The 18,137-nt window shown below is 58.7% G+C and carries 12 protein-coding genes and 1 pseudogene; 10 read left to right on the forward strand and 3 right to left on the reverse strand.

Annotated elements, in window-relative coordinates:
* Nucleotides 1-20: 20 nt before the first annotated feature.
* The 5 genes from glpE (at nt 21) to HP062_RS17990 (ending at nt 6,807) form a co-directional block, all read left to right on the forward strand.
* The gene (gene glpE, locus HP062_RS17970) at nt 21-350 is read left to right on the forward strand and encodes a thiosulfate sulfurtransferase GlpE (protein WP_077747310.1); all 330 of its coding nucleotides are present in this window, start codon (nt 21-23) and stop codon (nt 348-350) included.
* A 296-nt stretch (nt 351-646) separates the two neighbouring features.
* On the forward strand, nt 647-2,569 hold the full coding sequence (locus tag HP062_RS17975) for a PrkA family serine protein kinase (protein WP_010467160.1): 1,923 nt from the start codon (nt 647-649) through the stop codon (nt 2,567-2,569).
* Between the two features lie 114 nt (nt 2,570-2,683).
* Nucleotides 2,684-3,955 carry a YeaH/YhbH family protein gene (locus HP062_RS17980; protein ID WP_010467159.1) on the forward strand — a complete coding sequence of 424 codons (1,272 nt, stop codon included), beginning with the start codon at nt 2,684-2,686 and terminating at the stop codon, nt 3,953-3,955.
* A complete protein-coding gene (locus tag HP062_RS17985) occupies nt 3,952-5,514 on the forward strand; it encodes a SpoVR family protein (protein ID WP_077747309.1) in 1,563 nt (520 codons plus the stop codon). The genes HP062_RS17980 and HP062_RS17985 overlap by 4 nt, the downstream gene beginning before the upstream one ends.
* A 63-nt stretch (nt 5,515-5,577) precedes the next feature.
* On the forward strand, nt 5,578-6,807 hold the full coding sequence (locus tag HP062_RS17990; protein WP_172791807.1) for a multifunctional CCA addition/repair protein: 1,230 nt from the start codon (nt 5,578-5,580) through the stop codon (nt 6,805-6,807).
* Between the two features lie 108 nt (nt 6,808-6,915).
* On the opposite strand, the gene folK is transcribed toward HP062_RS17990, so the two are convergent.
* Nucleotides 6,916-7,434 carry a 2-amino-4-hydroxy-6-hydroxymethyldihydropteridine diphosphokinase gene (gene folK, locus HP062_RS17995; protein ID WP_010467156.1) on the reverse strand — a complete coding sequence of 173 codons (519 nt, stop codon included), beginning with the start codon at nt 7,432-7,434 and terminating at the stop codon, nt 6,916-6,918.
* Nucleotides 7,425-7,781, reverse strand: coding sequence for a dihydroneopterin aldolase (gene folB / locus HP062_RS18000; RefSeq protein WP_172791808.1), 357 nt, complete (start codon nt 7,779-7,781; stop codon nt 7,425-7,427). Before folB ends, folK begins: the two co-directional genes overlap by 10 nt.
* Nucleotides 7,782-7,855: 74 nt before the next feature.
* Between folB and plsY the strand changes: the two genes are divergently transcribed.
* Nucleotides 7,856-8,425, forward strand: a complete 570-nt coding sequence (plsY, locus tag HP062_RS18005; RefSeq protein WP_077747307.1) for a glycerol-3-phosphate 1-O-acyltransferase PlsY — start codon at nt 7,856-7,858, stop codon at nt 8,423-8,425.
* Nucleotides 8,426-8,448: 23 nt separating this feature from the next.
* Here plsY and tsaD read toward each other — a convergent pair whose 3' ends face one another.
* Nucleotides 8,449-9,474 carry a tRNA (adenosine(37)-N6)-threonylcarbamoyltransferase complex transferase subunit TsaD gene (gene tsaD / locus HP062_RS18010; RefSeq protein WP_010467153.1) on the reverse strand — a complete coding sequence of 342 codons (1,026 nt, stop codon included), beginning with the start codon at nt 9,472-9,474 and terminating at the stop codon, nt 8,449-8,451.
* 199 nt (nt 9,475-9,673) lie between these two features.
* On the opposite strand from tsaD, the gene rpsU reads away from it, so the two are divergent.
* The 4 genes and pseudogenes from rpsU (at nt 9,674) to HP062_RS18030 (ending at nt 18,135) form a co-directional block, all read left to right on the forward strand.
* Complete coding sequence (rpsU, locus tag HP062_RS18015; protein WP_002551877.1) at nt 9,674-9,889, forward strand: 30S ribosomal protein S21; 216 nt, start codon at nt 9,674-9,676, stop codon at nt 9,887-9,889.
* A gap of 482 nt (nt 9,890-10,371) precedes the next feature.
* On the forward strand, nt 10,372-12,351 hold the full coding sequence (gene dnaG, locus HP062_RS18020) for a DNA primase (RefSeq protein WP_010467152.1): 1,980 nt from the start codon (nt 10,372-10,374) through the stop codon (nt 12,349-12,351).
* 67 nt (nt 12,352-12,418) lie between these two features.
* Entirely contained in the window at nt 12,419-14,269 is a 1,851-nt protein-coding gene (gene rpoD, locus HP062_RS18025) for an RNA polymerase sigma factor RpoD (protein ID WP_077747306.1), read from the forward strand.
* A 120-nt stretch (nt 14,270-14,389) separates the two neighbouring features.
* A pseudogene (locus HP062_RS18030) lies at nt 14,390-18,135 on the forward strand (EAL domain-containing protein).
* The last annotated feature ends 2 nt before the right edge of the window (nt 18,136-18,137 follow it).

Consider the following 18,137-nt stretch of genomic DNA (forward strand, 5'->3'; position numbering starts at 1 on the left):
CCGAGCCACAGGAGCCCGCCATGAGCGAATTCAAACGTATCCCCCCAGAACAGGCACAGGCCCTGCGCGCACAAGGCGCCGTGGTGGTCGATGTCCGTGACCCCGCGACCTATGCCGCCCTGCACATCAGCGGCTCGAAGCATCTGGACAATCATTCCCTGCATGCCTTCATTCAGGCGGCCGATCTGGACGCACCGACCGTGGTGGTCTGCTATCACGGCAATTCCAGCCAGGGCGCCGCCGCATACCTGATCAGCCAGGGCTTTTCCGACGTGTACAGCATGGATGGCGGTTTTGAGCTGTGGCGTACGACTTATCCTGCGGAAACGGCGCAAGGCACTTCCGAATAATTTTTTTGTAACGTGCAAGCCCCGTCCCCTGTGGGCTCGCGCGGTGGCAGACGAACGGTCTGCCACAACTAATTACGTATCTCGCCTTTACCTCCTGAATAAGCAACTATCCTTAAGCGCAGGCCATCCAAAACAGGGGAGAGCCGGTACACCGGCGCGCGGGTCATCGGGAGTAGCTTTCGAGGTCGTCAGCTTCGAAAGAGTTCTGGGGGGTAAACAGCGACTGCATATCCGGTTGCTGCCAGCATCGACTGAATGATCCGGCGTCGGCTCCACGTATCGAGCGAGGTGACGTCATGAGTATCTTTAGCCACTTCCAACAACGCTTCGAGTCCACACGCCAGGAAGAACTCTCGCTGCAAGAGTATCTTGAGCTGTGCAAACAGGACCGCAGCGCCTACGCCTCCGCCGCCGAGCGTCTATTGCTGGCCATCGGAGAACCGGAGCTGCTCGACACCTCGACCAACTCGAGACTGTCGCGAATCTTTTCCAACAAGGTGATCCGCCGCTATCCGGCCTTTGAAGACTTCCACGGGATGGAAGAATGCATAGACCAGATCGTGTCGTATTTCCGCCATGCCGCTCAGGGCCTGGAAGAGAAGAAACAAATCCTCTATCTGCTCGGCCCCGTCGGTGGCGGTAAATCGTCCCTGGCCGAGAAGCTCAAACAACTGATCGAGAAAGTGCCCTTCTACGCCATCAAGGGCTCGCCGGTATTCGAGTCGCCGCTGGGTCTGTTCAACGCCACTGAAGATGGTGCGATCCTCGAAGAAGACTTCGGCATTCCGCGGCGCTACCTCAATACCATCATGTCTCCATGGGCCACCAAGCGCCTGGCCGAATTCGGCGGCGACATCAGCCAGTTCCGCGTGGTGAAACTCTATCCGTCGATCCTCAACCAGATCGCGGTGGCCAAAACCGAACCGGGCGATGAAAACAACCAGGACATCTCGGCGCTGGTGGGCAAGGTCGACATCCGCAAACTGGAGGAATACCCACAGAACGACGCTGATGCCTACAGCTATTCAGGCGCGCTGTGCCGGGCCAACCAGGGCCTGATGGAATTCGTCGAAATGTTCAAGGCGCCAATCAAGGTGCTGCACCCATTGCTGACCGCCACCCAGGAAGGCAACTACAACAGTACCGAAGGCCTCGGGGCGATTCCGTTTACCGGGATCCTGCTGGCTCACTCCAACGAGTCGGAATGGCACACCTTCCGCAACAACAAGAACAACGAAGCCTTCATCGACCGGATCTATATCGTCAAAGTGCCGTACTGCCTGCGGGTCAGCGACGAGGTGAAGATCTACGACAAGCTTCTGTTCAACAGCTCTCTGGCCAAGGCGCATTGCGCACCCGACACCCTGAAAATGCTCGCCCAGTTCACCGTGCTCTCACGCCTCAAGGAGCCGGAAAACTCCAACATCTATTCCAAGATGCGCGTGTATGACGGCGAGAACCTCAAAGACACGGATCCGAAAGCCAAGTCGATCCAGGAATACCGCGACAACGCCGGTGTCGACGAAGGCATGAACGGTCTGTCGACCCGGTTTGCGTTCAAGATCCTGTCCAAGGTCTTCAACTTTGATCCGCACGAAATCGCCGCCAACCCGGTGCATTTGCTCTATGTGCTGGAGCAACAGATCGAACAGGAACAATTCCAGGCCGAGACCCGTGAACGCTATCTGCGCTTCCTCAAGGAGTACCTGGCACCGCGTTATATCGAATTCATCGGCAAGGAGATCCAGACTGCCTACCTCGAGTCTTACAGCGAGTACGGCCAGAACATCTTCGATCGTTACGTGCTGTACGCAGACTTCTGGATCCAGGACCAGGAATACCGAGATCCGGAAACCGGCGAAATCCTCAACCGCGTCGCGCTGAACGAAGAGCTTGAGAAAATAGAAAAACCGGCCGGCATCAGCAATCCGAAGGATTTCCGCAACGAAATCGTCAACTTCGTCTTGCGCGCCCGGGCCAACAACAATGGCAAGAACCCGACCTGGCTCAGCTACGAAAAACTGCGGGTGGTCATCGAGAAGAAAATGTTCTCCAACACCGAGGACCTCCTGCCTGTCATCAGCTTCAATGCCAAGGCCAGCAAAGAGGACCAGCAGAAGCACAACGACTTCGTCACACGGATGGTCGAGCGGGGCTACACCGACAAACAGGTACGACTGCTGTCCGAGTGGTACCTGCGGGTCCGGAAATCGCAATGACGCAGCGGCAAGCCATAAGCTACAAGCGGCAAGAAAAAGCGCTTAAGCCCTGATATCCGGGCAGCTTCTACTTGCAGCTTGTAGCTCACAACTTGAAGCCGCCCGGAGGGGCCTATGAGCTATGTGATCGACCGACGTCTCAATGGCAAGAACAAGAGCACGGTGAACCGTCAGCGGTTTCTGCGGCGTTATCGTGATCACATCAAAAAGGCCGTCGAAGAGGCGGTCAGTCGGCGTTCCATTACCGATATGGAACACGGCGAACAGATCAGCATTCCCGGCCGCGACATCGACGAGCCGGTGCTTCACCATGGACGTGGTGGCAAGCAGACCGTCGTGCACCCCGGCAACAAGGAATTCACCAGCGGCGAACACATTGCCCGTCCGCCAGGCGGTGGTGGCGGCAGAGGCCCAGGCAAGGCGGGCAACTCGGGCGAAGGGATGGACGAGTTTGTCTTCCAGATCACCCAGGAGGAATTCCTCGAATTCATGTTCGAGGACCTCGAACTGCCGAACCTGGTCAAGCGCAACCTGACCGGCACCGACACCTTCAAGACCGTGCGCGCGGGTATCAGCAACGAAGGTAACCCGTCGCGAATCAACATCATCCGTACCCTGCGCTCGGCCCATGCCCGGCGAATCGCCCTGTCTGGCAGCAGCCGGGCAAAGTTACGGGAAGCCAAAGAAGAACTGCTGCGACTCAAGCGGGATGAACCGGATAACTTCGGCGATATTCAGGAGATCGAAGCAGAAATCGAAAAACTCAGTGCGCGCATCCATCGCGTTCCCTTTCTCGATACCTTCGACCTCAAGTACAACTTGCTCATCAAGCAGCCGAACCCCAGCTCCAAGGCGGTGATGTTCTGCCTGATGGACGTGTCCGGCTCAATGACCCAGGCGACCAAAGACATCGCCAAGCGCTTTTTCATCCTGCTGTACCTGTTTCTCAAGCGTAACTACGACAAGATCGACGTCGTCTTCATTCGCCACCACACCAGCGCCCGCGAAGTGGATGAGGAAGAGTTCTTCTACTCCCGGGAAACCGGCGGCACCATCGTCTCCAGCGCCTTGAAACTGATGCAGGAAATCATGGCCGAGCGTTATCCGAGCAATGAGTGGAACATCTACGCGGCCCAAGCCTCCGACGGTGACAACTGGAACGACGATTCGCCGATCTGCCGCGACATTCTGATCAACCAGATCATGCCGTTCGTGCAGTACTACACTTACGTTGAGATTACCCCGCGCGAACACCAGGCTTTGTGGTTCGAATACGAACGCATCGCTGAAGCCTTCTCTGACACTTTTGCCCAGCAGCAACTGGTCTCGGCCGGGGATATCTACCCGGTCTTCCGTGAACTCTTCCAGCGCAGGTTAGTGACATGACCGCCAAAGAGCAGAAGCGCCAACCCATTTCCACCGGCTCAGAATGGACATTCGAGCTGATCCAGGCCTATGACAAAGAAATCAGTCGCCTGGCGGCTCGTTATGCCCTGGATACGTACCCTAACCAGATCGAAGTGATCACCGCCGAGCAGATGATGGATGCCTACGCCTCCGTCGGCATGCCACTGGGTTATCACCATTGGTCCTATGGCAAACACTTCCTCAGCACCGAGAAGTCCTACAGCCGTGGGCAGATGGGGCTGGCCTACGAGATTGTGATTAACTCAGACCCATGCATCGCCTATCTGATGGAAGAAAACACCATCTGTATGCAGGCCCTGGTGGTCGCTCATGCCTGCTATGGCCACAACAGCTTCTTCAAGGGCAATTACCTGTTCCGCACCTGGACCGACGCCAGCTCGATCATCGATTACCTGGTTTTCGCCAAGCAGTACATCATGCAATGCGAAGAACGCCACGGCATCGATGCGGTGGAGGACCTGCTGGATTCCTGCCATGCGCTGATGAACTACGGGGTCGACCGCTACAAACGCCCGTATCCGATCTCGGCTGAAGAGGAACGCCGCCGGCAGAAGGATCGGGAAGAGCACTTGCAGAAACAGATCAACGATTTGTGGCGGACCATTCCAAAAGGGGCCGACAAGTACAGCGACAAGGACAACGCGCGCTTCCCCGCCGAACCTCAGGAAAACATCCTGTACTTCATCGAAAAACACGCGCCGCTGCTGGAGCCCTGGCAGCGGGAAATCGTGCGCATCGTGCGCAAGATCGCCCAATATTTCTACCCGCAACGCCAGACCCAGGTCATGAACGAAGGCTGGGCCACGTTCTGGCACTACACGCTGATGAACGACCTGTATGACGAAGGCCTCGTTACCGACGGCTTCATGATGGAGTTTCTGACGTCCCACACCAGCGTGGTCTACCAACCCGGCTTCGACAGCCCCTACTACAACGGTATCAACCCCTACACCTTGGGTTTTGCCATGTACCGGGACATCCGCCGCATGTGTGAACACCCTACCGAGGAAGATTACCGCTGGTTCCCTGAGATAGCCGGTACCGACTGGCTGTCGAGCATCAAGTTCGCCATGAGCAGCTTCAAGGACGAAAGCTTCATCCTGCAGTACCTGTCACCGCAGGTGATCCGCGACCTGAAGTTGTTCAGCATTCTCGATGACGACCAAAAGGACGACCTGCTGGTCCCGGCCATTCACGATGAAGGTGGCTACCGCACCATTCGCGAAACACTGGCCGCGCAGTACAACCTGGGTAATCGAGAGCCCAACATTCAGATCTACAGCATCGACCGGCGTGGCGACCGCTCCCTGACCTTGCGTCACCAGCAGCACGACCGCAAACCGCTGGGCGAGTCCACCGAGGAAGTGCTCAAGCACCTGCACCGGCTGTGGGGCTTCGACATTCACCTGGAAACGCTGCAAGGCGACCAGGTCATGAAAGTTCACCATGTGCCGCCCAGAAGCGAGCACAGCGAGGGGGATTACGGCCGGCTGGACTTGGCTGTCATTCATCTTTGATCCTGTTTCTGCCTCCGGAATTTCGACGCAAAGGTTATTCTGTCGAGCTAACGGAGGTTTTTTATGCGGATTTATAAAGTCGGCGGCGCGGTACGCGATCGCCTGCTGGGCAAACCTGTCACCGATATCGACTGGGTCGTGGTCGGTGCCACCACTAAAGAAATGCTCGCCCAGGGTTATCGCCCCGTGGGTGCTGACTTTCCGGTATTTCTTCACCCCAAGAGCGGTGAGGAATACGCCCTCGCCCGTACCGAACGCAAAAGCGGACGTGGTTACGGCGGTTTCACCTTTCATGCCAGCCCCGAAGTCACCCTCGAAGAAGACCTGATCCGTCGCGACCTGACAATCAACGCCATGGCCGAAGATGATCAGCAGAATCTGACCGATCCTTACCACGGCCAGCACGATCTCGAAGCCCGAGTGCTTCGTCACGTTTCCCCCGCGTTTGCCGAAGATCCGCTCCGTGTCCTGCGCGTTGCCCGCTTCGCAGCCCGATACGCAGGACTGGGCTTCACCGTTGCGCCTGAAACTTTGGAGCTGATGCGCCAACTCAGCGAATCAGGTGAACTGAAGGCGTTGACGGCGGAACGCAGCTGGAAAGAGATTTCCCGTGCACTGATGGAAGATCAGCCACGGGTGTTCATTGAGGTGCTGCGTGAATGTGGCGCGCTCAAAGTGTTAATGCCGGAAGTTGATGCTCTGTTCGGCGTGCCGCAACCGGCAGCCCATCACCCTGAGATAGACACGGGGGTGCACACCCTGAGCGTCCTTGAGCAAGCGGCGCAGCACAAACAGCCGCTGACCGTGCGCTGGGCATGCCTGCTGCATGATCTGGGCAAAGGGCTCACGCCCGTGGAAGAATGGCCACGCCACATTGCCCATGAGCACACGGGCCTGAAGCTGATCAAAGCGGTGAATGAACGGTTCAAGGCACCGAAAGATTGTCAGGAATTGGCATTGCTGGTGGGTCAGTACCACACCCACGGCCACCGCGCCCTGGAGCTGAAACCCTCGACGTTACTGGACCTGCTGCAGAGTTTTGACGTTTACCGTCGGCCGCAGCGGTTTGAAGAGTTCATTGCGGCGTGCGAGATGGACGCCCGCGGCCGCAAAGGGCTGGAGCAGAGAAGTTACCCACAGGCGGATTATTTACGCGGAGCGGCGACTGCGGCGCGGAACGTGGCGGTACAGCCGTTGCTGGAGAAGGGATTCAAGGGGCCGGAGCTGGGTGAGGCGATCAAGCGTGAGCGACTAAAAGCGCTGAAGGCCTACAAAGAGGCGGCGTCTGCCTGAAAAGCTTCGCGGGCAAGCCTCGCGCCTGCAAGATCCAAGTCGTTTGCGATGGGGCGAACGACGCAAAACTTGCAGGAGCGAGGCTTGCCCGCGAAGGCATCATCCGCCTCACAACAAATTCGAAGGTGTCAGCTGTTCACCGCGCCACTCAAACGCCACCGGCGCCAACACCTGATCAATCTGCGCCTCACGCCACAACGTCGCAAAGCTTTTGCCTACCCCCGGATGCACTCTGTCCGGCGCAATCAGGGACAACGGCCATAGCACAAAGGCATTTTTCAGAATCTCTGCCCGCGGCAGGATCAATCCATCGAAATTGCCCACCAGATCGCCGAACAGCAGCACGTCGATATCCAGCGGCAAACCCTTGCGGTCGGGCGCGTACCGGCCATTGTCCGCCTCGATGAATTTCAATCGACGGTCCAGCTCCATCAGCGGCAAATCGGTGTAAGCCGACACCACGAAATTGAAGAACGGGCCGCTCTTGATCCCCACTGGCTGGCTTTCGAACACCGCCGAGCAACGGATATCCACCAGGAAGCCTGCCAGGGCTTCCAGGCCCGCCTGCAAATGGGTTTCGCGCTCGATATTGCTACCGAGCCCGAGATACACCTGAGTCAGCGACATCCGCGCTCGATCTCCACGCCCACACCACCAGTGGCCGCCGGGACGGCGCCAGGCTTGGTCAGTTTGAGGCGCATCCAGGTGATCTTGAATTCGCCCATCAACACTTCAACCAGACGCTCGGCAAAGGTCTCGACCAGTTGGAACTGTGCCTGCTCGGCAAAGGCCTGGATGCGCGACGAAACGCTCGCGTAATCGAGCGCCAGGGTCAGGTCATCGCCTGCCGCTGCCGGGCGATTGTCCCAGGCGAAGCTCAGATCAAGTCGCAGGCACTGTCGGATGCCTCGTTCCCAGTCGTAGGCACCAATCACGGTGTCGACTTCCAGGCCCTCGATAAACACTCTGTCCAAGCACTTTTCTCCGCTGCACGACAAGGGCGCAATGCGCCGTTAGAATCAGGGCGTCCTCGCCCGGAATAGTTAGCATGTTTTGGTTACTGGCGACCCTCGCCTACCTGCTCGGCTCTCTGTCCTTCGCCATTTTGCTCAGCCGCCTGACCGGTAACCCCGATCCGCGAATGAGTGGCTCGGGCAATGCCGGCGCCACCAACATGTTGCGCCTGGCCGGCAAGAAACTCGCCATCCTGACCCTGATCGGCGACCTCTGCAAAGGCCTGTTGCCGGTGTTGATCGCCGGTGTTGCGGGTCTTTCGCTGCAAGAACAGGCCTGGATCGGCGTCTGTGCCGTCATCGGCCACCTGTTCCCGCTGTACTTTCGCTTTCGCGGTGGCAAGGGTGTCGCCACCGCGGCAGGAATGCTCCTGGGCCTGTATCCGCCAGCTGCATTGCTGGCGGTTTGCGCCTGGTTGCTGACGTTCTACCTGACCCGCACCAGCTCCCTCGCCGCATTGATCGCCACGCCGCTGACCCTACCGCTGCTGGCCTGGCAAGCACCTGCGGCATTGCTACCCATGAGCGCACTCACGGGGCTGATCGTCTGGCGTCATCGCGGCAATCTACGCGACCTGTTTGCCGGGCGCGAACGGCATTTTTAAATACTGGACATGAGCCCCGCTCATCACAGCGCCGACAGTTGCTCCATCGGCCAGCGCGCCTGCACGCTGATCGCCAGGCTTTCGTGCTGGCCGGCCTGCAAGCGCTGGCAACCGGCAAACGCAATCATCGCGCCGTTGTCGGTGCAGAACTCCGGACGGGCATAAAACACGTCGCCCTTCATGTCGCCGAGCATCTTTTCCAGGGAGGTGCGCAGCGCCTTGTTGGCGCTGACGCCCCCAGCGATCACCAGACGCTTCATGCCCGCTTGTTTCAGGGCGCGCTTGCACTTGATGGTCAAAGTCTCCACCACGGCCTGCTGGAACGCCAGCGAGATGTCGCAACGGGCTTGCTCGCTGTCGTCCCCGGCGCTGACGCTCTGCTGCCAAGTGTTCAGGGCGAAGGTTTTCAAGCCACTGAAGCTGAACGCCAGGCCCGGGCGGTCGCACATGGGACGCGGAAAAGTGAAACGTCCTGAAACGCCCCGCTCCGCCAGCTTGGCGATTTCCGGACCGCCCGGATAATTGAGGCCCATCATCTTCGCGGTCTTGTCGAATGCTTCACCGGCGGCGTCATCGAGGGTCTCGCCCAAGAGCGTGTAGTGACCGATACCGTCGACCTGAACCAGCTGCGTATGACCACCCGACACCAACAAAGCGACGAACGGGAATTGTGGCGGCTGCGGCTCCAGCATCGGCGCCAGCAAGTGGCCTTCCATGTGGTGCACACCCAAGGCCGGAATGCCCCAGGCAAAGGCCAGCGCCTGAGCGCAAGAGGCGCCCACCAGCAAGGCGCCGACCAGGCCAGGACCCGCGGTATAAGCGATGGCATCGATCTCGGTCGGCACACAGTCAGCTTCGGCCAACACCTGACGAATCAAGGGCAGCATGCGCTTGACGTGGTCGCGCGAGGCCAGCTCCGGCACTACACCGCCATAGGCGCGGTGCAGGTCGATCTGACTGAACAGCGCGTCGGCCAGCAGGCCGCGCTCACTGTCATATAATGCGACACCGGTTTCGTCGCAGGAGGTTTCTAATCCCAGTACTAGCATGGGTTTGCGCCTTGTTTAGGCTGAATTCGAAGGCGCGCATAATAGTCGCCATGGGATGCCCCGACTAGCGGTTTTCGATCAGAGGCTTTGCATTCCGGTCGATGAGGAGTTAACATCCGCAACCCTTAAAAACCGACGTCTTCAAGTGCTCTTTTGCCGCGAGGATGTTGACCCCGGTAATGAATGAAGGTAGCTCTGGATGCCAGCCGTCAAAGTAAAAGAGAACGAACCCTTCGACGTAGCTCTGCGTCGTTTCAAGCGCTCCTGCGAAAAAGCCGGTGTACTGGCTGAAGTTCGTAGCCGCGAATTCTACGAGAAGCCTACTTCTGAGCGTAAGCGCAAAGCAGCAGCCGCTGTTAAGCGTCACGCGAAGAAAGTTCAGCGCGAACAGCGCCGCGCCGTTCGTCTGTACTAATACACAGACGTTCGTAGCAAGCTTCTGCCAAGCCCGGCCCTCAGCCGGGCTAATGGCATTTGCGGAAAACGCTTGATGCTTCACCGTCAAAGCCGCAGACGCGACCGAGACAAACCTGCTTCGCAGCGTCAGACCTGGCTCTTTTGCCAGCGGTGCACGTCTTTTCTGACGAGCCTTCCAAGGCTACTGACGAGCACACCCACTGATTCCTCTTACGACGATCAGCCCAAGGCACCTTCTTGCGTGCCCGCTTATGAGCTATCCGAGGCCCTCGACTGGCCGCAGCGGATTTCAGCGAAATACTTTCATATAGTCGAATACTGATTGGTACTAACGTCAGTGGATTTTCGGCAGATACACTTCCCGACAGCGATTACGCAGACGACACCGGTCGAGCCGCACATTTTGCGCGCCTCAAACAACGACCCGCGTTCGGCCGCTCATCGTTTTGGGTCCATTTCAGCGCAGATGACGAGAACGCCATGGCCGGGCTAATTCCCCAGAGCTTCATTGACGACCTTCTGAACCGCACCGACATCGTCGATGTGGTCAGCTCGCGCCTGCAAATGAAAAAGGCCGGTAAAAACTACACCGCCTGCTGCCCTTTTCATAAAGAAAAAACCCCGTCCTTCAGCGTCAGCCCCGACAAGCAGTTCTATTACTGCTTCGGCTGCGGCGCGGGCGGCAACGCCCTCGGCTTCATGATGGACCACGACAACCTGGATTTCGTCCAGGCTGTCGAAGAACTGGCCAAAGCCGCGGGCATGGAAATCCCCCGCGAAGAAAGCGGTCGACCGCACAAACCGCGGCAACCGACTGATTCGCCGCTGTACCCGCTGCTGACTGCAGCCGCCGACTTCTACCGGCAAGCCCTGAAAAGCCATCCATCGCGCAAAGCGGCTGTGGATTATTTGAAAGGTCGCGGGCTGACCGGCGAAATCGCCCGGGACTTCGGCCTCGGCTTCGCGCCGCCCGGCTGGGACAATCTGTTCAAGCACTTGAGCAGCGACACCCTGCAACAAAAAGCCATGGTCGACGCCGGCCTGCTGATCGAGAACGCCGAAACCGGCAAACGCTATGACCGCTTTCGCGATCGCGTGATGTTCCCGATCCGCGACAGCCGCGGACGCATCATTGCTTTCGGCGGCAGGGTATTGGGCGACGACAAGCCGAAATACCTGAACTCACCGGAAACCCCCGTATTCCATAAAGGCCAGGAACTCTACGGCCTTTATGAAGCACGCAAGAACAACCGCAACCTCGACGAAATCATCGTCGTCGAAGGCTACATGGACGTCATTGCCCTCGCCCAACAAGGCTTGCGCAATGCCGTCGCGACCCTGGGCACCGCCACCAGCGAAGAACACTTGAAGCGGCTGTTTCGCGTCGTGCCGAACGTGCTTTTTTGCTTCGACGGCGACCAGGCCGGCCGCAACGCTGCGTGGCGCGCACTGGAAGCTGCCCTGCCGTGCCTGCAAGACGGGCGGCGCGCGCGCTTTCTGTTCCTGCCCGAAGGTGAAGACCCCGACACGCTGGTCCGCTCCGAAGGCACTGACGCTTTCCGCGCGCGAATCAACCAGCACGCCCAGCCGTTGGCGGATTATTTCTTTCAGCAACTGACCGAGGAATCGGACCCGCGCTCGCTCGAAGGCAAGGCCCACATGGCCACCCTCGCCGCGCCGCTGATCGACAAGGTCCCTGGCGCCAACCTGCGCATCTTGATGCGTCAGCGCCTGACCGAAATTACCGGCCTCAGCGGTGAAGCCGTGAGCCAACTGGTTCAAAGCGCACCTCAAGATGCGCCGCCTGCATACGACCCGGGCGTCGATTACGACGCCATGCCGGATTACAGCGACTACCATCAGCCGCAGGCACAAGAGATGTATGTGCCGCAGCAGGAATGGACGCCGAAGAAACCCGGAGCGGGCGGCAAGAAGTGGGACAAGAAGCCCTGGGACAAAAACGGCAAGCGAGGCGGCGATCGCGATCAACCGAGCGCCCCGCGCACACCGATTGCTGTGGAAGCCCCAACCCTGATCGCACTTCGCACGCTCATTCATCACCCCGATCTGGCTAGCAAGGTCGAAACCGCCAACCACTTCGCCAATGAGAGCAATACCTACGCCCAGTTGCTGGTAGCGCTGATCGAGGCCGTGCAAAAAAACCCTAAGCTAAACTCTATTCAGTTGATGGCCCGCTGGCACGGGACTGAACAGGGGCGTCTGCTCAAGGCTTTGGCGGAAAAGGAATGGCTGATTGACGGTGATAACCTTGAACAACAGTTTTTAGACACCATTACTAGGCTATCGGCAAGTCAACACACGGATAGCCTGGAAGTACTTATCAGGAAAGCAAGGCAGCCAGGATTGACCGCGGAGGAAGCAAATCAGATCGCAAATCAGATGCGCGACCTATTAAAACGCAATATGGCTGTATCAACCCCGACCTCAACTGGCGCGTGAGGTCATAGCTCAGGTATAATCCTCGGCTTGTTTTTTGCCCGCCAAGACCTTCAGTGGATAGGGTGTTATGTCCGGAAAAGCGCAACAGCAGTCTCGTATCAAAGAGTTGATCACACTTGGTCGTGAGCAGGGTTACCTGACTTACGCGGAGGTCAACGACCACCTGCCGGAGGATATTTCAGATCCGGAACAGGTGGAAGACATCATCCGCATGATTAACGACATGGGGATCAACGTATTCGAGGTTGCGCCAGATAAGGATTCCCTTATGCTGGCCGACGCCGATACTGACGAAGCCGCGGCCGAAGAGGCAGCAGCAGCGTTGGCAGCGGTCGAGACCGACATTGGTCGTACCACCGACCCAGTGCGCATGTACATGCGCGAAATGGGTACGGTAGAGCTCCTCACTCGTGAAGGCGAAATCGAAATCGCCAAACGTATTGAAGAGGGTATCCGTGAAGTGATGGGCGCAATCGCGCACTTCCCTGGTACGGTTGACCACATTCTCTCCGAGTACACTCGCGTTACCACCGAAGGTGGCCGCCTATCCGACGTCCTGAGCGGTTATATCGACCCGGACGACGGCATTGCGCCGCCTGCTGCCGAAGTGCCGCCGCCTGTCGATCCGAAAGCCGTTAAAGCGGACGACGATACCGACGACGAAGAAGCTGAAGCCAGCACCGACGACGAAGAAGAAGCCGAAAGCGGTCCGGATCCGGTCATCGCAGCACAGCGTTTTGGCGCTGTCTCCGATCAGATGGAAATCACCCGCAAGGCGCTGAAAAAGCACGGTCGTGGCAACAAGCTGGCAATCGCCGAGCTGGTGCTGCTGGCTGAGTTGTTCATGCCGATCAAACTGGTTCCGAAGCAATTCGAAGGCCTGGTCGAGCGTGTTCGCAGTGCCCTGGATCGTCTGCGTCAGCAAGAGCGCGCGATCATGCAACTTTGCGTTCGTGATGCCCGCATGCCGCGTGCCGACTTCCTGCGCCAGTTCCCGGGCAACGAAGTTGACGAAAGCTGGACCGATGCACTGGCCAAAGGCAAAAGCAAATACGCTGAAGCCATTGGCCGCCTGCAACCGGACATCATTCGTTGCCAGCAAAAGCTGACCGCGCTGCAAACCGAAACCGGTTTGACGATCGCCGAGATCAAGGACATCAACCGTCGCATGTCGATCGGTGAGGCCAAGGCCCGCCGCGCGAAGAAAGAGATGGTTGAAGCGAACTTGCGTCTGGTGATCTCCATCGCCAAGAAATACACCAACCGTGGCCTGCAATTCCTCGATCTGATCCAGGAAGGCAACATCGGTTTGATGAAAGCGGTAGACAAGTTCGAATACCGCCGCGGCTACAAATTCTCGACTTATGCCACCTGGTGGATCCGTCAGGCGATCACTCGCTCGATCGCCGACCAGGCCCGCACCATCCGTATTCCGGTGCACATGATCGAGACGATCAACAAGCTCAACCGCATTTCCCGGCAGATGTTGCAGGAAATGGGTCGCGAACCGACCCCGGAAGAGCTGGGCGAACGCATGGAAATGCCTGAGGACAAGATCCGCAAGGTATTGAAGATCGCTAAAGAGCCGATCTCCATGGAAACCCCGATCGGTGATGACGAAGACTCCCATCTGGGTGACTTCATCGAAGACTCGACCATGCAGTCGCCAATCGATGTCGCCACTGTTGAGAGCCTTAAAGAAGCGACTCGCGAAGTGCTGTCCGGCCTCACTGCCCGTGAAGCCAAGGTTCTGCGCATGCGCTTCGGTATCGACATGAATACCGACCACACCCTTGAGGAGGTTGGTAAGCAGTTCGACGTGACCCGTGAACGGATTCGTCAGATCGAAGCCAAGGCGCTGCGCAAGCTGCGCCACCCGACGAGAAGCGAGCATTTGCGCTCCTTCCTCGACGAGTGATCACAGAACCCCCGGCCCAGGCCGGGGGTTTTGCTTTCTACAGATAAAATCCCCCGTACCTCCCCCCGCCGAATTGCCCGTCTACACTCGAAACATTCCCCGAGCCATAACGAGACCGTTATGCCCAGACTGCCGACCGTGCTTTTTTTGCTGTCGCTGATGACCTGGACCGCAACGGCTGGCGCGCTGACTCTGACCGACGAAGAACGTAGCTGGCTGGCGGCTCACCCGGACTTGCGCCTGGGTGTCGACGCGTCCTGGCCGCCGTTCGAATTTCGTGACGACCAGGGCCGCTATCAGGGCCTGGCGGCGGACTACATCAACGTGATCCGTCAACGGCTGGCCGTCAAACTGACGCCCATCGAACCGATCAGCTGGACCGAAGTCCTGCAGCAGGCCAAGCAAGGCAAGCTGGACGTCTTGCCGGGCATCATGTCGACCCCGGAGCGCCAGTCGTACCTGTCATTCACTCGTCCCTACCTGGACTTTCCGATTGTCATCCTCGCCCATGTCGGAGGCCCCCAACCGCGCAAGCTCGAAGAGCTCTACGGGCTGAAGATCGCTGTGGTGGAAAACTATGCGCCCCATGAGCTGTTGCGCACGCACCACCCCGACCTGAATCTGGTGGCGATGCCCAATGTCAGCTCAGCCTTGCAGGCGTTGGCCACCGATGAAGTGGATGCGGTCGTGGGCGATCTCGCCTCCAGCGTCTGGAGCCTGCGTCAGCTCAAGCTCGACGGCCTGTATGTCAGCGGCGAAACGCCCTATCGCTATCAATTGGCGATGGCAGTGCCCCCGACAACAAGATACTGGTCGGGATTCTGGACAAAGTCCTGGCGGACATGACTTCAAGTGAAATCAGCGCCATTCAGGAACACTGGGTGGGCAATGTACTGGATCACCGAACCTTCTGGTCCGACTTGCTGGTTTACGGCCTGCCCGGATTGCTGTTTCTGATGATCACGCTGGCCGTGGTCATCCGGATTAACCGCCGGTTGAGTTCGGAAATCGCCCGGCGGGTCGACCTCGAACAAGAGCTGCGCAGCAGTGAATACCATTACCGCGGGCTGGTGGAGAGCCTTTCCGCAATTGCCTGGGAAGCACGGATCAGCGATTTCACCTACAGCTACGTGTCTCCGCATGCCGAAGAACTGCTTGGCTATCCCCTGTCCCATTGGCTCATTCCGGGGTTCTGGCGCAACATCATCCACCCTGCGGACCTGACCCGGGCCCAGACATTCTGCGATCACGAAGTGCTGGCCGGGCGCGATCATAGCGTCGATTACCGCGTTATCACCGCCGACGGCCGCTGCCTGTGGGTGCGCGATATCGTCAGCCTTATCGAGCATGGCCATGAGCCGGTTATGCGCGGATTGATGATCGACATCAGCGACGCCAAGCGCACGGAAGAAGCGTTGAGACTCTCCGAGCAAAAATTCGCCTCCGTGTTTCAGCAATGCCCGGACATCCTGGTGATTGCGCGGCTGTCCGACGGCTGCCTGCTCGAAGTCAACAACGCGTTCGAAGAACAAATTGGTCTCAAGGCCGAAGATGTCATTGGCCAGACCGCCACCGACCTCAACATCTGGGGCATCCCCGGCGTCGGGCCGGGCCTGCTGCAGCGCCTGCAAGCCGGCAGCATCCGCAACCTGGAGATGCCTTTTCGACGCAGCAATGGCCAGGTGTTTACCGGTCTGATTTCCGCCGAGCCCTTCGACCTCGATACGACCCCTGCGCTGGTCGTCGTGGTGCGCGATATCAGTCAGCTCAAGGAAACCCAGCAGCAACTGCAAACCTCCGAAGAAAAATTCGCCAAGGCCTTCCACGCCTCACCGGACGGCTTGTTGCTGTCGCGGCAGAGCGACGGGTTGCTAATGGAGGTCAATGAGGGTTTCAGCCGCATCACAGGCTTCAACAGCGCGATGTCCGTGGATCGCTCAGCCCTGGAGCTGGGGATCTGGGTCAATCTCAATGAACGCAAACAGATGCTCGACTTGCTGCACCGGGATGGCTTCGTTCGCGACTTCAGTTGCCACATCCGCCGCAGTGACGGGCAGATCCGCCTTTGCGAGGTTTCAAGCCGTCCGCTGCCGATCGGCGACGAAGACTGCATGCTGACCATCGCCCGGGACATCACCGAGCGGCACCTGATGCAGGAGAAACTGCAACAGGCCGCCACAGTGTTCGAGAGCACCGCCGAGGGCGTGTTGATCACTGACACCCAACAGCACATCAGCGCGGTCAACCGAGCGTTCACCGAGATCACCGGTTACAGCGAGAGCGAAGCACTCGGCCACACCCCTCGCTTGCTCGCCTCGGGGCTTCACGACAGCGCGTTCTATGCGGCGATGTGGCATCAGCTGACGGACGAAGGTCACTGGCAAGGCGAGATTTCCAACCGACGCAAGAATGGCGAGCTCTACCCGAGCTGGCTGACCATCAGCGCCGTGCGTAACCGGGAAAAATTCATCACCCACTTCGTGGCGGTGTTCGCGGACATTTCCAGCCTCAAACACGCGCAGGCCAAACTCGACTACCAAGCGCACCACGATCCGCTGACCGGCCTGCCAAACCGCACGCTGTTCGAGAGCCGACTGCTGACCGCACTCAATACCCAACAGGAAAACGGTGGCCAGGGCGCGGTGCTATTCCTCGACCTGGATCGCTTTAAACACATCAACGACAGCCTTGGCCATCCGGTGGGCGACCTGCTGCTCAAAGGCATTGCCGTGCGCCTCAAAGAGCAGCTGCGCGACATCGATACCGTCGCGCGCCTGGGGGGCGACGAATTCATCATCCTGCTGCCCGGCCTGCAACAATCCAGTGACGCCGACAACATTGCCACCAAACTGCTCAATTGCTTCGCCGCCCCTTTTCAGGCCGGCGAGCACGAGTTTTTCATCAGCGCCAGCATCGGCACCAGCCTGTACCCCAAGGACGGCTGCGATGTCGCCACGCTGGTCAAAAACGCCGATGCGGCGATGTATCGCTCCAAGGCCAAGGGCCGCAACCGGGTGGAAAGCTACACCCGCGACCTCACCGCCCAGGCCAGCGAACGCGTGGCGCTGGAACATGAATTGCGCCGCGCCATCGAGCGCAATGAGCTGTTTCTCTATTACCAACCGAAAATCAGCCTCGCCGACCATCGACTCGTCGGCGCCGAAGCGCTCATCCGCTGGCAACATCCGACCTTCGGCTCGGTGCCGCCGGAACACTTCATTCCCTTGGCGGAAGAAAACGGCATGATCCTGCAAATCGGCGACTGGGTGCTGGAGACAGCCTGCCGACAGATGAACGAGTGGAATCAGGTCTACGAGTGCCTCGGTCCCCTCTCCGTCAATCTCGCAGGTGCTCAATTGCGTCAGCCGAACCTGCTCGGACGGATCGAGCAACTGCTCAAAGACAACGGCCTGGCGCCCGGTTTACTGCAACTGGAAATTACCGAAAACTTCATCATGAGCCAGGCCGAAGAAGCACTGGCGGTGCTGCACCAACTCAAACACCTGGGCGTGCAATTGGCCATCGACGACTTCGGGACCGGCTACTCGTCTCTGAGCTACCTCAAGCGTCTGCCACTGGACATCCTCAAGATCGACCAGTCCTTCGTCCGCGGCCTGCCTGACGATCCCCACGATGCAGCGATTGTTCGCGCCATCATTGCCCTGGGGCGCAGCATGCAATTCACCGTCATTGCGGAGGGCGTCGAGACCCTCGCACAGCAACAATTCCTCGCCGAAGAAGGCTGTGAACAGATCCAGGGCTACATCGTCAGCCTGCCGCTTCCCCCCGACGAATTCGCCGCGACGTTTCTTCGTATAGCCGTATCGGATTTTTCGGATAGCACAGCCGAGAAACCATCGCTATAATC

It is taken from the genome of Pseudomonas sp. B14-6, assembly GCF_013260315.1.
GTDB lineage: Bacteria > Pseudomonadota > Gammaproteobacteria > Pseudomonadales > Pseudomonadaceae > Aquipseudomonas > Aquipseudomonas mandelii.